Here is a 12345-nt window from a genome sequence, read left to right on the forward strand (position 1 = left end):
CGCGCAATAGTCATCTTGGCTGGCTTGCCGAGCCGAAGCTCGCGAAGCGAGCGAAGGCTGGTGGGGGAGGCAGGACTCGAACCTGCGAAGCCATAAGGCGGCTGATTTACAGTCAGCTCCCTTTGCCACTCGGGACACTCCCCCGCTCGACGGCAGCACAATCGGGCCGGACCTTTGCCGGCGACCGAAGACGGCCATGGAACGTGAAGGCCGCGACAGCCCGGATGGGGGCGCGACCGGGCGCGTTTATGGGCGAAGCGGTGGGGCAAAGTCAACCGAGGCGAACAGCTAAAATCGCCCTCGAAGCCACCCAAATTGCCATATTCCGGGACCCGTGACACAAGCGAGCCCATGAAGGATCGAAAATTCATCCCCAAGGGCCCCCGGAGCGGGTCTAAGCCCTTCAACAGGCCCGGGAAATCGGCCGGCCGGCCGGCCTGGCGCGAACGCGATTCGCATGCCGACGGGCCCGTCATCCTCTATGGCTGGCACACCGTCACCATGGCGCTGCAAAACCCCGCGCGGCAGATCCGCAAGCTGACGCTGACCGAGAACGCCGCACGGCGCCTTGCGGACGAAAACATCGAGACCCGGATCGCGCCCGAGATCGTCCGGCCGCAGGAGATCGACCGCCTGCTCTCACCCGACGCCGTGCATCAGGGGCTGCTCGCCGAAGCCGATCCCCTGCCCTCGCCGGACATCGAGGATTTGGCGCTGGAAGGAATGGTGCTGGTGCTCGACCAGATCACCGATCCGCACAATGTCGGCGCCATCCTGCGTTCCGCCGCGGCGTTTGCGGTGAAGGCGATCGTCACCACCGCGCGCCACAGTCCGGAAGCCACCGGCGTGCTTGCGAAAGCCGCCTCCGGCGCGCTGGAGCTGGTGCCGATGATCACGGTGCAAAACCTCGCCCGCGCGCTGAACGAGCTGAACGACAGCGGCTTCCAGACCGTCGGCCTCGACAGCGAAGGCAGCGAGGACCTCTCGGACGTCACACTGCGCGAGCCGCTCGCGCTGGTGCTGGGCGCCGAAGGCAAGGGCCTGCGGCAATTGACCCGCGAGACCTGCAGCGTCGTGGCGCGCCTCGACATGCCCGGCGAGATCAAGAGCCTCAACGTCTCGAACGCCGCCGTGCTCTCGCTCTATGTCGGCGCGAGCCGGCTTGGCTTGATGAAGAGATAGCGTTTTCGAGCGAAGTGGATCCCGGATCGCATAAAGAAAACGCATCAAAAAAAGAAACAACAAACGAAAGCGCCCGTCCGCATCACGCAGACGGGCGCTTCGTTGGCTCAACCGATCAGAGATCAGTAGTAGCGGCGCAGCACGCGATGGCCACCGTAATACGGCGCGTAGCGATGAGCATAGCCATAGCGCGGGCCATAGCCGTAATGCGTGCGCGGCAGGTAGCCGTAGCGCGGACCGTAGCCGTAGCGATACGGACGGTAGTACGGGCGGCGATAGGGATAGGCGGCCGCGCGATAGCCATAGCCGTAATTGGCGGGCGCGACGACGGCGTCTTCCTGGTAGGTCGGCGTCGGCGCGAAGGCGCCCGGGCCAGTGTAGGTCGGGCCCTGGTTGACATAGTAATATTGCGAGGTCGGCTCGGCGAGGCGCTCATAGGCGCCATATCCGTAGCCGGCGCCGTAGCCATATCCGCCGCAGCCGGTGTTGCAACCGGAATAGACCGGCGCAACCGGCTGGCACGGATTGAAGCCGCAGGCCATGGCCGGTGCGCTGCCCACGAACATCACGGCAGCCGCCGCGACCAGTCCCGAAATCATCTGACGCATTACTCTCTCCTGTTGATTTCTCTTTTGTTGGATTTTGACGTTTCTTAACCCGGCGGCTTACCGGGGATTCCTGCACGCGGCCGTGGTCGAGGGCGCCGCGGATAGTCGTTGATCTCAGGCGCGAGGATCACCGGCGGTGGATTGACCGGCACATCCATTTGCGGCGGCAGCGGTGCAGACGACGCACCCCAGCTCTGGTGATAGCTCTCTGCCGGCTGCGGCAATTTGCGGTTCGCGGGCGGCTCGACCTCGAGGCGGCCATAGCCCGGTTGCAAGCCCAAGCTCGGGTAATAATGGCCGACATCGGAGGGCTGCCGCTCGGCCACGTAGCGCCCGCCATAGATCGTGGGCTGTACCTGGATGTTCTTGCCCAGGCCCCAGACACCTTCGACGACGCTATAGGACGCATCGATATTGTTGATGATGATGGGCACGCCGGGACGGCCGGGCACGACGATATCGAAGCCGCCGCCGGCAAAGGCCGTTGCAGGCAGTCCGATCAGAAAGGCTGCGAGCGCGGATGCGCGCATGGAAGGATCCCGGTTGTGCGGACCAGAACCTAATGGATTGCAGCGTAGAGAGGGTTAAGGACAGCTGACCAAATTCCGGTAAGCCTAACGCGTAAGGATCGCGCGCCGCTCAAATGCGGCGAACCACGCTAGTGAAGCGTTAACGGGAGAGACAGCTGTTGCATCGCCAACGTAGACGAGGTTGCCTGGCACAAGTTGCACATCCTGAGCGGGTTCACGTCGATGTGACCTCGCAGGCCAGAAAACGCGGAACGACAGCGTCACATCGCACTTAGCACAGGTCTCAACAACATGGAGAAAATGCCATGACGAGCCTGAAGCTTCTTGGCTTGGCCGCAATCGTTGCGTCCACGCTGGCCACACCAGCCTTCGCGCAAACCGCGGCCGACAATGCGGCCCGCTGCACGGGGTTGTTCCAGGATCCCGCTTGCCAAAATCTCGGCCCCGCCAATCCCACCACCGATCGCGCCTATCGCCGCCGGCACATGGCCCATCAGCAAGTGAACCCGAATGATCAGGGACAATCGGGCTTCTGGCCGGTCGACACGGCTGGGGCGGTGGCGGGCGCCGCCGTCGGCACCGCAGCAACGGTCGCCGCCGCGCCGTTCCAGGGCTGGGGCAACTCCTATGCGAGCTACGACCGCAGCGGGACCGGCTGGTATGGCAATTGGGATGCCTATGCAGCCCGCAACGGCATCGTGTGCAGGCCCGGCACGTTGTTCAAGGGTGACGACGGCCGGCAGCACCGCTGCCAGTAGGCCACAAAACTCAGTCGAAATGGCTCAGGCGGCCCCTATGGGGCCGCCTGTTTCATGCCGGCGGACACCGCCGCAGGTTCTGGCACTTCCCGGACAAGTCTGGTATTGCGACCGCGAACGAGCGGATGCGCTGGCGCCAGCCGGCAACCCGCATGGGTTCCTTGCAGGTGGCCGGCTTAGCTCAGCGGTAGAGCAGCGGTTTTGTAAACCGAAGGTCGGGGGTTCAATCCCCTCAGCCGGCACCACGCCCGATGCGCGTTCGTCAGCTCGACGTCTTCCGAAAAGTGCCTTGTTGCAGATGCTCGACGCCTGCGCCGGTGATCTCCACCCACACATGCTTCGACCGCTCGAAAACCGATTTGATCGGCGCCGGGAAATTCGGGTCCACAATCGCGCCGACGGCGACGCCGATCATCGCCGGCAGATTGTCGGCCTTCCAATAAACGGTCGAGCCGCAGTCAGGACAAAAATAGCTGTGGACCGCGCCGCCGCTCTCGGCGGGACGCGCATATTCCTTCGGCGTTCCTGTGATCTTGACGGCCTCGACCGGATAGAAAGCACCAACGCCGAATGGCGCGCCGGTCCGCCGCTGGCATTCGAGACAGTGACAGGCCGCGACCAGGTTGGTCGGCCCTGGAAGCGACAGCGCAAGGGCACCACAACTGCATCTGGCATCGATCATTGACTACGCTCCCACCGTTCGTTGCTTTGATGTCTGTGCCAAGCCGCGGCGATGGCGATGATGACCGAGCGTGTCAGGCGCGCTCAGCTGTGCCTTCCGGCAACTCATCCAGCCGCCAGAGCCCGAGGCTCTTGTCGCGCCAGCCGCCACCGCCCTCATCGCAGCGCTCATCGATCAGCTCGCGCGGCGGTGGCCAGTGGAACGGCGGCTTGGTCATGTTGAGCGCGCGCCAGTCGCCGTCCTCGCAATCGCCATTGTCTTCCCACTCCGGAAACGTCGTAACCAGCAGGAATTGCGCGCCGCTTGCGCGAAAGCGAGCGATGGCGCGCGCGACGTTCTGGAAACTCAGATGCACAAGACAGTCGCGGCACAGGATGACGTCGCAACCCGGCAGCGGATCGCGCGTGATGTCGCCGACCAGAAAGCGGCCGCGCACATCACCTCGCGCCACGCGCGCCATGTTGGCCGCGATCAGCGACGGCACGATGTCGATGCCGGTATAATCAACGTCGAGCTTGATGCTGCCGATCCAGCCCGCATCGCCGCAAGGCGCATCGAGCAGCGAATGCGCGCCAAGCCGCTGCAACAGGCCGGGCAGCATCTCGCGGATCCCCGCGGTGGCGCGATCCTCCGAGCCGAGGCCCGAGACCGACGTCGGAGCCCCCCAGAGATTGGTCCGCTGAATCCGCTCGAAGCGCGCGGCGAGGTCGAGGCCGGCAAAATTCGCACGGTCGGCAACGAACCGCTCATGGGCGAGCACGGCGGGACGATGGGACGTCATCGAATGGGACTCGCGTCAAGATTCCGTCGCAAGCATACTATACGCGCGAGGCATTCAATCCGGAATTTCCCGCGAGGCAAGTTCGCTGATGATCACCCGACGAACGGCGCTGGCGGGCCTCGCCACCCTGCTCTCGCCCATCGGCGCACATGGCGCTCCCGGCGAAGAGTTCAAGGTCACTTCCGGCCCGGACAGCCTCTCCGTGTCGCGCTATGCGGCCGCCGGATCGGGGAAGCGTCCGGCCGTCATCGCACTGCACGGCGCTCGCGGCGTCGAGCTCAGGGCCCGCGCCTATGAGCGATATGCGGATGCGCTGACGGCACGGGGCGTCGACACCTATTTTCTCCGCTACATGACGCCAGCCGACATGGCTGCGTTGACATCTACCTCACACGAGATCCGTGAGGCCTATGAGAGGACGCGGTACGACGGCTGGGCCGATACGGTCGCCGCTACCGTGACGGCCGTCCTCGAGCGCTCCGACAGTTCGGGACGCATCGGCCTGCTCGGCTTCTCGCTAGGCAGCTACATCGCCGCCGAGGCCGCCGCGCGCGATACCCGCGTCACAGCTCTCGCGGTGCTCTATGGCGGCATGCCCCAGGCCATGGCTGCCAAGATTATGGCCACCAAGGTCAAGCACCTGCCGCCGCTGATCGCGCTGCACGGCGAAGCGGACAAGAATGTCCCGATCGCCGAAGGTCGGCAACTGGTCGCGCTCGGCAAGTTGGTCGGCGCCGAGACCGAATTCGTGCCCTATCCGGGCAAGGCCCACGGCTTTGATTTCTCGGACACCGATCCGATGACCCAGGATGCGATCGATCGGGTCACACGGTTCTTCCAGGCGAAACTCACTGTCTGAGTGTGGCAGCTTATTCGACTGCTGCTCAAGTTGGATCAGAGTTCAACATGAGGTAGAGTGTAGGCAGCATGCAGCCCTACACCAGCCGAGAAAGCGCCAAGATCATCGCCGGAGCGGTCGCGGCCGTCGTGGCGACGCTCTTCCTCTTCGCGGTCGCGATGGCGCTCTTGCTGCCGCAATAGGAGCGGCGTGCCGGCGGCACGAGGCCGCCGGACCCTGGATGTCGTGCGCTCAGGCCGCGCGCACGGTCCGCAGGAACTTTGCGACTTCGTCCTTCAGCCGGGTACTGTCGGTCGCCAGCATCTTCGCAGTCGAGAGCACCTGCGAGGACGCCGAGCCGGTCTCGGCCGCGCCGCGCTGCACGTCGGTGATGTTGGTCGAGACCTGCTGGGTGCCGTGCGCGGCCTGCTGCACGTTGCGCGAGATCTCCTGGGTGGCAGCGCCCTGCTCCTCGACGGCGGCGGCAATGGTCGAGGACACTTCCGACAGCCGCTCGATGGTCGCGGAGATGTCGCGGATCGCCGTCACCGATTCCTGGGTGGCGTTCTGGATACCGGAGATCTGCTGGCTGATCTCGCCGGTCGCCTTCGCGGTCTGCTCGGCCAGCGTCTTCACCTCTGAGGCGACGACGGCGAAGCCGCGGCCGGCCTCGCCTGCCCGCGCCGCCTCGATGGTGGCGTTCAGCGCCAAGAGATTGGTCTGGCCCGCAATGGTGTTGATCAGCTCGACGACGTCGCCGATGCGCGTCGCCGCGACCGAGAGTTCGCTGACCCGCTCAGTGGTGGTGCGGGCCTGGTTGACGGCCTCGCTCGCCATCCGCGCGGATTCCTGCACTTGCCGGCTGATCTCGTTGACCGAGGACGACAGCTCCTCGGTCGCGGTCGCAACCGACTGGACGTTGCCGGTGGCTTCACCGGAAGCAACCGCGACGACCGAAGCCAGCTCCTGCGCGCGCTGCGCCGTGGTGGCCAGCGTCGAGGACGACGCTTCGAGCTCGGTGGAGGCGGATCCGACGGTGTCGATGATCTCGCCGACCGCACGCTCAAAACCGTCGGCTAGGTTAAACATGTCGCGGCGGCGCTGCTCGGCGGCCTGCTTCTCGGCTTCCACCTGCGCCGCCTTGAGCCGCTCCACCTCGAGCGCGTTGGTCTTGAACACCTCGACCGTTTTGGCCATCTCGCCAATTTCGTCGTGGCGGTCCTTCTCGGGCACCTCGGTCTTGAGATCGTTGCGCGCCAGGCCTTCCATGGCGAGCTTGAGCCGGGCAATCGGCTGCGACATCGCCTTCAGGCCGATGAACAGCGCGATCGCGATGCCCAGCAGCAGGCCACCGGCGCTGACGCTCATCACGGTCCAGATTGCGGACCTGGCGTCTCGGTTGATGGCATCCTTGCGCTGGGCGACCGCCTTGCTGACATCGGACGTGAAGGTCACAACGCGCCCGAGGGAGGCGTCGATCAGCGGGTCGCACTCCTTGTGCGCTCGGTCGGCAGCCTTGGCGTTTTCCTCCGGGCTGGTCGCGGCCGCGCCGGCCTGGAGCACCGGGTCACAACCTGAGAACACGGCCTTCAGCTGATCGCTGAGGCTCTTGATCTCGGTCGAGCGCGACGGATCGTCCTGCTCGGCGGCATCCAGGAACTGACGAATTTCATCGCGGTTCTGCTTGGCCACTTTCAGGCGGCCAGCATTGCCTGCCTCCGTCGTCTCGGTGAAAACTGCGTAGAGCGCGGCGTGATAGGTTTCGAGGCGGCGCTGGGCGCGCGTCAGGTTGAGGGCCGCGGACTGTGCGGCCGAAAGTTCACCGAACCCATCGACGGTTGCGGACAGTTCGCGGATGCCGAACGCGGCGACGGCGACCAGGGCAAAGCCCAACACAGCCACGATCAGCGCAACCTTCAACACGATTTTCAAATTGCTCAAAAAGCTCATCGCAGCCGCCCGAATTTTTCGGTCACCATTGACCGAAGCAGTCCCAGCGGCAGCATTGGAACCCGTTAACGTTAAAATTTGATACTAAATGGCACGGGTAATCTTGCGGGAAAATAACCAGCGGGAGCTGCACGCAAGCCTCGCGCAAGCTTTGATCGCTTATGGGGCCACCCGACCCGCCATTGCTCGCCCGGAACCAACCGCGGGGCTCACCTGTTCTCGCCCCATGCGGATCAGAGAAGACGATCGAAACATGTTCCTGCTGACGACGGTCACGCTGTGCTGCGCCGTCGTCGCCGGCGCACTAGCGGTGCTCGAGCCAGTGTTTGGGAAGCCCCCCGAGAAACAGGTCGCCGATAGCAGGCCGATCGAGAACTCAATCCAGCCACAGGTGCGAGTGGTCGGCGCCCCCTTCGTGCTCAACATCAATCCAAGCCAGCGATAGTTATCGATCAGAGAGGGGGGAGATCTCATGCTCATCGTCAGGCCGGGCATGGACGCGCACCAGATCCTCGACGAACGCGATCACCTCCGCCCGCTTGTCGGGCGGCAGTGACAGAAAGGCGCGCACGAGCCGCAGGCCCTGCGCTGCGTCCGACGGGTCGGCCGTGGAATCCATCCATCCAATGTCGGGCGTTCGGGAAAAATATGCAATCCCTTGCCGACAGCCTGCTTGATTCGACGCCCCGGCTTTGGTGGAATAGCTCTAACAGGGTGGTGGATCATGAAGTGGATCAGAGAGCGCGACGCGCTGATCGCGCAGACACTGGCCTTCGTCCAATCGGTTTCCGGCAAGAAGGACGACATCCGTCAGCCGGATACCGCTGCGGTTGCGCCGGTCCTGGCGGCGGAGATCGTCTCCGTCCAGGCGGTGACTGTCGCGTTCGAGCCGCCGCGAGCGGATCCGCCGCCGGTCGCTCCGCCGCCCCAGCCGCTGCCGGTCTCCCCGCCACGGCTGGCCGACGATGTGCGCAGCGAGATGCAGGCCCGCATCGCCAATTTCAGAAAGCATCAGGAGCGCTTTGAGCGCGAGCGCGAGGAATATTGTGCGGCAACCCTGACCAAGCTGCGCGCCGCCATCCGCGATGCCGCCCCGCCGCCGCCGGCCCGGAAGTAGGGCCGGTCAGCCTCCGACCCAAGGACCCTACAGCCAAGACCTTACAGCCAAGCCCACACCAGGCAGAGATTGGCTGCGCAGGCACCGAAAAGTGCCAGCGTCAGTGGCAGAAGCATGTGCCCGCAGCAGGTTTTCAGGTCGGTCGTCATGGCCGGAAACATCCGCTGATTCCGCCAAACGAGTCCCAAAGTTTCTTTTTTTGGGGATTCAGGACTCGTTAAGGACTCAGGGCCCGGCTGCCTTGCCGCTCGCCCACGGCCGCCGATCACGGCTCCGTGATCACAACGGAACCCCTCGCGCCATGAAGTCGTTAACGCGCTTTCCGGGAGCGGGAAGCATGCCCTACGCCCTGTTCTGCAACGACAGCCAGATCAGCAAAGCCTATCCGAGCGAGGCCGACGTCTGGAAACTCGCGCAACGAAGTGGCCTGGTCGTGGACGTCGGCACCGACGATGAGCGGCACGGTCCGCGCCGGGTGCTCGACAATGACTATGAGATCAAATCGTGCCCGGCCGCCCAAGGCGAGGACCCCGCCAAAAACAAGGCGGACGCCGAGCGGGAATCCAGGATGGAGCTTCAGCTCAACTCGTGAGATCTAGCCGAAGGCTGGCCGAGTCCGAGTGCCTCAGGGCGTCGCGGTCGCGAGCGAGGCCTGCTCGCCAGCGAGCGCTACGCAGGCCTTGCGGCGGTGCAGCCCGCGGATCGCCCCGGTGACCTTGAGCACCTTGCCCGACGGACAGGAGGCGTCCTTCACGAAGGCGACCTCGTAAGGTGCCAACATCAAAGGCTCGGATTTGAGGATTGTTTGGGCAGAGCACGGCAGGGCGACGAAGCACGAGACCACCACCACCGACGCCAAGATACGCATGTTCGTTGTCCCACCGACCCGGCAATTCTGTAATAACGCTTTCCGGAGTGCGAGTTCCGTAAGTCGCAAAAATTATTTTTGCTTTACCCGATCCCCGTGACACGCGTGAGAAGGCGCGCGCCAGACTGTTTGCTTGCAAATGACGCGCCAGATGGTTCACGCAACGCAAACAAACGAAAGGCCGGCGGGAAGCCGGCCTTTGTCGGATCATGGTCGTGCCGCAGATCAGTAGCGCGAGGCCGCCGGACCGCCCCAGCCGAAGCGGTAGTTCACGCCGACCTTGACGGTATGCTCGTCGTCCCGGCCGCGAACGCCGACGACGTCGGCCGGACCGGAGGTGATCGTGCTGCTGCCGAAGTTGTAATACTGGTACTCGGCCTTGGCCGACCAGTTCGGCGCGAACATGTATTCCAGACCGGCGCCGACGGTATAGCCGTCCTTGCTGTTGCCGGTGGTGGTGAAGGCCTGCGGCACGCCGGCGACGTTCACACCAAGGCCGCCATTGCGCCAGGCGTAACCGCCCTTGGCGTACAGCAGCGTCGGGCCCCAGGTGTAGCCGATGCGGCCGGTCACCGACCCGAGCTGGTCGGTGCTCGAGGTCACCTGCGTGCCCAGCGGGAACGTCACACCCTTATTGTTGGTCGGCAGCCAGGAATACTGGGCTTCGATACCCACCACCCAATTGGGCGCGAACTGGTAGTCGAAGCCGCCCTGCACGCCGCCCAGGAAGCGGGCGTCGCTGGACTGGAAGCTGCTGTCCCCGGCGAAGGCGCCACCGACATGGCCGCCGATGTAGAAGCCGGTCCAGTTGTAGATCACCTGCGGCGGTGTGTAGGCCGGAGCCTTGGTGTAGGTGCGCGGCTGCATGTCCGCTGCGGCCGCCGGTGCGGCCAGAGCGAGCAGAGCTGCTGCCCCGAGCAAAATCGTCTTCATGGTCATCCCCGTTCTTTCATTTACGACACTCAGGAAACAACGTGGCGTGAATTGGGTTGCTTCGCGGCGATGCCGGAACGTTGATCGTTCGCAACTGTGATGGAGCGGCAACATCGCGCTTTTGTTCCATCACGTCGGCCTGTACCGACAGATCTTGTCGTCCACACAAGTCCGGCCGTAACGATTTGTCGCAAGGCAAAACCGATCCGTTCAAAGCTCGCCAAAATGTGATCCAGCGGCTCCGGCGGTTCTCGTTCTAGCACCGCGCAATGAAGGCGGGCTTTGCGCTATCGCGTCATCTTTTCCAGTTCCGGAAAGGGTGCGTAAACCGCGCCTGCGCAGATCTCGTTGGCGCGGTCGATGACGCGGTCGGCCCGGCCGTTGACGTAGACGACGGCGCGCTCGCGCATCGTCTTATAGCTGCCGTCGGTTTCGCGCGGCGTGAAGTGCAGGCAACTGACATAGAACTGCCGTCCGCCGATCTCCCTCAGCACCGGATCGGCCATGCTGGCATCGCGCACGCCAACCGGATTGTTGAGATAGGCGCGCATCAGGGCCAGCGCGTCGCTACGAAAATTGTCGGGAAACGGCTGCGGCCCTCCGGCCTGTCCGCCCTCCATCAGGGATGGGCGGTCACCATCACTGCCGAAACAACCCGCGAGCGCCAGAGGCAGCACCAGGATCGCCGCGCGTTTCGCCAATCGCCCCAAGGGATCAAATTCTCCAGCCAGTCGGACTCGGAGATGTTTCTAGCTCCAAGGTTGCGCAAAGGGAATTCGCTTCCGCGAACGGCGCACCGGCCCGCCGCCAGCGCCTCGCGCTTGCGCGCGGGGCGTGACGAGCGAGCCGGGCCTGAACTCCGCACGCGGCAGCAGGGCAATCCAGGGATGCCGCCGCGCGGGATCAGTCGTTAGCTGCGCTTCTCGGTGGTCACCGGCTTGGTGACGCTCGACTGCGTCTTCAGCGACTTCTTGGCCGACAGATGCTTGTGGTGATGGCGATGCGTCCGCACGGCCTTGTGCTCGTCCGGCGTGATCGCGGCGTTGGCGTTCATCGCCTTGGTCTTGCTGTCGACCTTGGCATCGGCCTTCGCATCCGGCTTGGCGGTCGACTTGATGTCGGCGGTTTTGCCGTCGGCCTTGACGCCGGCGTCGGGTTTGGCGGCGGTGGTCGAGACCTTGCTCTGGGTCTGGTCGGCCTTGATCACCGGTGCAGTCGTCGTGGTCTTGCCGGCTTCAGCGGCGAAGGCCGGGGCTGCGATGACGGAAGCTGCGAGCAAGGCTGCGGAAATGGTCTTCAACATGGTGGTCTCCTCTTGGAAGGATCTTAGGCTGCGCCCTCTCGCCAACCCTTCGATCATGGGTCAGAGCCTACGGGGGGCGCACTGAACCCTGTCTGAAGCCCGCTGCCAGCTTCCGTTCATCTCGATGACAAGTTTGTCATCTTGGGAAAGACCAACAGACCGGGGGGGCCGGGAATGTTTTTGCGTACCGGGTGTTCCGGTATTCGGGCAATCGTGTAGGATCGCCACGTTCCATACGGGAGAACTTCAATGCGCAAACTCTCAATGCTTGTTGTGCCGGGACTCGTCGCCATGTCGCTGGCGGCCGCGCCGGTGCTGACCAGCGCCTATGCGGCGGGAGGCGATGAGCCCTCCTCGCCGCCGAAGTCGGACAACTCGTCCAAGAAGGGCAAGAAGAAGAGCTCTTCCGTCAGCGATCCGAAATTCCTCGCTGCCTATCGCACCGCCTACACCACGATCTACGACAATCACGACTACACGGGCGCGATCGGCCAGCTGAAGTCGCTCAAGCGCGACGACGTCGCCGACGTCGCCAATCTGATCGGCTACTCCTATCGCAAGCTCGGCGACTATCAGTCGTCGAAGGTCTATTACGAGATCGCGCTGAAGGACGATCCGAACCACGTCCGCACCTGGCAGTATTACGGTCTCTGGCAGCTCGAGCAGGGCAACCGCGAACAGGCGCAGTATCACCTGAACAAGATTGCCATGCTCGCCGGCACCGACAGCTCCGAGTATCGCTCGCTGGCCGCCGCACTCGACAAGCCGACCGGCGCGACGCTCGTCTACTGAGGC

At 64.2% G+C, this 12345-nt stretch carries 17 protein-coding genes and 2 tRNA genes; 8 read left to right on the plus strand and 11 right to left on the minus strand.

Translation table 11 applies throughout. From position 1 onward, the window contains the following. Nucleotides 1–58: 58 nt before the first annotated feature. Nucleotides 59–144, minus strand: a tRNA-Tyr gene (locus tag ACLFLU_RS26840). A 207-nt stretch (nt 145–351) separates the two neighbouring features. Between ACLFLU_RS26840 and rlmB the strand changes: the two genes are divergently transcribed. Further along, nucleotides 352–1182 carry a 23S rRNA (guanosine(2251)-2'-O)-methyltransferase RlmB gene (gene rlmB, locus ACLFLU_RS26845; RefSeq protein ID WP_426407781.1) on the plus strand — a complete coding sequence of 277 codons (831 nt, stop codon included), beginning with the start codon at nt 352–354 and terminating at the stop codon, nt 1180–1182. A gap of 122 nt (nt 1183–1304) precedes the next feature. Here rlmB and ACLFLU_RS26850 read toward each other — a convergent pair whose 3' ends face one another. Together ACLFLU_RS26850 and ACLFLU_RS26855 are read right to left on the minus strand one after the other, a co-directional pair. Next, nucleotides 1305–1790: a hypothetical protein gene (locus ACLFLU_RS26850; protein ID WP_426407782.1), complete on the minus strand. Its 486-nt coding sequence runs from the start codon at nt 1788–1790 to the stop codon at nt 1305–1307. A gap of 44 nt (nt 1791–1834) precedes the next feature. Further along, nucleotides 1835–2320, minus strand: coding sequence for a hypothetical protein (locus ACLFLU_RS26855; protein WP_426407783.1), 486 nt, complete (start codon nt 2318–2320; stop codon nt 1835–1837). A gap of 305 nt (nt 2321–2625) precedes the next feature. Here ACLFLU_RS26855 and ACLFLU_RS26860 point away from each other — a divergent pair, with 305 nt between their 5' ends. Together ACLFLU_RS26860 and ACLFLU_RS26865 are read left to right on the plus strand one after the other, a co-directional pair. Next, nucleotides 2626–3078: a hypothetical protein gene (locus tag ACLFLU_RS26860; RefSeq protein ID WP_426407784.1), complete on the plus strand. Its 453-nt coding sequence runs from the start codon at nt 2626–2628 to the stop codon at nt 3076–3078. Between the two features lie 170 nt (nt 3079–3248). After that, nucleotides 3249–3323, plus strand: a tRNA-Thr gene (locus ACLFLU_RS26865). A 17-nt stretch (nt 3324–3340) separates the two neighbouring features. On the opposite strand, the gene ACLFLU_RS26870 is transcribed toward ACLFLU_RS26865, so the two are convergent. Together ACLFLU_RS26870 and ACLFLU_RS26875 are read right to left on the minus strand one after the other, a co-directional pair. After that, nucleotides 3341–3760, minus strand: a complete 420-nt coding sequence (locus ACLFLU_RS26870) for a GFA family protein (RefSeq protein WP_426407785.1) — start codon at nt 3758–3760, stop codon at nt 3341–3343. A 73-nt stretch (nt 3761–3833) separates the two neighbouring features. Beyond that, nucleotides 3834–4541: a class I SAM-dependent methyltransferase gene (locus tag ACLFLU_RS26875; RefSeq protein ID WP_426407786.1), complete on the minus strand. Its 708-nt coding sequence runs from the start codon at nt 4539–4541 to the stop codon at nt 3834–3836. 88 nt (nt 4542–4629) lie between these two features. Between ACLFLU_RS26875 and ACLFLU_RS26880 the strand changes: the two genes are divergently transcribed. Further along, nucleotides 4630–5400, plus strand: coding sequence for a dienelactone hydrolase family protein (locus tag ACLFLU_RS26880; protein WP_426407787.1), 771 nt, complete (start codon nt 4630–4632; stop codon nt 5398–5400). Nucleotides 5401–5631: 231 nt separating this feature from the next. Here ACLFLU_RS26880 and ACLFLU_RS26885 read toward each other — a convergent pair whose 3' ends face one another. Continuing rightward, complete coding sequence (locus ACLFLU_RS26885; protein ID WP_426407788.1) at nt 5632–7329, minus strand: methyl-accepting chemotaxis protein; 1698 nt, start codon at nt 7327–7329, stop codon at nt 5632–5634. 253 nt (nt 7330–7582) lie between these two features. Here ACLFLU_RS26885 and ACLFLU_RS26890 point away from each other — a divergent pair, with 253 nt between their 5' ends. Further along, nucleotides 7583–7774, plus strand: coding sequence for a hypothetical protein (locus ACLFLU_RS26890; RefSeq protein ID WP_426407789.1), 192 nt, complete (start codon nt 7583–7585; stop codon nt 7772–7774). On the opposite strand, the gene ACLFLU_RS26895 is transcribed toward ACLFLU_RS26890, so the two are convergent. Next, nucleotides 7775–7948 carry a hypothetical protein gene (locus ACLFLU_RS26895; protein ID WP_426407790.1) on the minus strand — a complete coding sequence of 58 codons (174 nt, stop codon included), beginning with the start codon at nt 7946–7948 and terminating at the stop codon, nt 7775–7777. A 105-nt stretch (nt 7949–8053) separates the two neighbouring features. Between ACLFLU_RS26895 and ACLFLU_RS26900 the strand changes: the two genes are divergently transcribed. Both ACLFLU_RS26900 and ACLFLU_RS26905 read left to right on the plus strand, forming a co-directional pair. After that, nucleotides 8054–8446 (plus strand): hypothetical protein, encoded by a 393-nt coding sequence (locus tag ACLFLU_RS26900; protein WP_426407791.1) that lies wholly within the window; start codon nt 8054–8056, stop codon nt 8444–8446. 337 nt (nt 8447–8783) lie between these two features. Then, nucleotides 8784–9038 (plus strand): hypothetical protein, encoded by a 255-nt coding sequence (locus ACLFLU_RS26905; protein ID WP_426407792.1) that lies wholly within the window; start codon nt 8784–8786, stop codon nt 9036–9038. A gap of 33 nt (nt 9039–9071) precedes the next feature. On the opposite strand, the gene ACLFLU_RS26910 is transcribed toward ACLFLU_RS26905, so the two are convergent. The 4 genes from ACLFLU_RS26910 to ACLFLU_RS26925 all read right to left on the minus strand — a co-directional run bounded on the left by ACLFLU_RS26910 (nt 9072) and on the right by ACLFLU_RS26925 (nt 11550). After that, the gene (locus ACLFLU_RS26910) at nt 9072–9314 is read right to left on the minus strand and encodes a DUF6719 family protein (RefSeq protein WP_195803836.1); all 243 of its coding nucleotides are present in this window, start codon (nt 9312–9314) and stop codon (nt 9072–9074) included. 225 nt (nt 9315–9539) lie between these two features. After that, a complete protein-coding gene (locus tag ACLFLU_RS26915; protein ID WP_426407793.1) occupies nt 9540–10247 on the minus strand; it encodes an outer membrane protein in 708 nt (235 codons plus the stop codon). Nucleotides 10248–10534: 287 nt separating this feature from the next. Then, a complete protein-coding gene (locus ACLFLU_RS26920; RefSeq protein WP_426407794.1) occupies nt 10535–10957 on the minus strand; it encodes a hypothetical protein in 423 nt (140 codons plus the stop codon). A 200-nt stretch (nt 10958–11157) separates the two neighbouring features. After that, nucleotides 11158–11550 (minus strand): His-rich protein BRANT, encoded by a 393-nt coding sequence (locus tag ACLFLU_RS26925; RefSeq protein ID WP_426407795.1) that lies wholly within the window; start codon nt 11548–11550, stop codon nt 11158–11160. Nucleotides 11551–11799: 249 nt separating this feature from the next. Between ACLFLU_RS26925 and ACLFLU_RS26930 the strand changes: the two genes are divergently transcribed. Beyond that, on the plus strand, nt 11800–12342 hold the full coding sequence (locus tag ACLFLU_RS26930; RefSeq protein WP_426407796.1) for a tetratricopeptide repeat protein: 543 nt from the start codon (nt 11800–11802) through the stop codon (nt 12340–12342). The last annotated feature ends 3 nt before the right edge of the window (nt 12343–12345 follow it).

It is taken from the genome of Bradyrhizobium ganzhouense, from assembly GCF_049949285.1.
GTDB classification, from domain to species: domain Bacteria; phylum Pseudomonadota; class Alphaproteobacteria; order Rhizobiales; family Xanthobacteraceae; genus Bradyrhizobium; species Bradyrhizobium ganzhouense.